Source organism: Rhizobium sp. SVR5-9E (genome assembly GCF_056755095.1).
This window is the reverse complement of the sequence record NZ_JBNDHS010000341.1, coordinates 1-290: the sequence shown is the minus strand read 5'-3', so window position 1 is coordinate 290 and position 290 is coordinate 1. Positions and strand designations below refer to the sequence as shown.

Annotated in this window: 1 protein-coding gene; it reads right to left on the bottom strand. The window is 38.3% G+C overall.

Going from position 1 to position 290, the window contains the following annotated elements; genetic code table 11:
• Window positions 1-290, bottom strand: a 290-nt coding sequence (locus ACPYOJ_RS35095) for a DUF1573 domain-containing protein (protein ID WP_481420343.1), incomplete at both ends; no start/stop codon positions are given.

The window sequence follows — 290 nt, the reverse complement described above, 5'->3', positions numbered from 1 at the left end:
AGAAAATACTTCGATTGTTTTGTTAAATCCACCGTTGATCGCTGTGTTGTATCCAACTTTGATCTTAGCAGATTTTCCTGGCATAATAGGATCTGTGCTAAATTCAGGCGTTGTACATCCACAAGATGCTTTTACATTCGAAAGGATAAGAGGCTTGTCACCCGTATTGGTTACGGTGAAGAATCTGATGCCGTCTGAACTAGGTTTAATAGTTCCGTAATCGAATGTAGTTTTATCAAATGTGATAGTTTGTGCAGATGCTAATGCGAATGTTCCGAATAATGCAATTC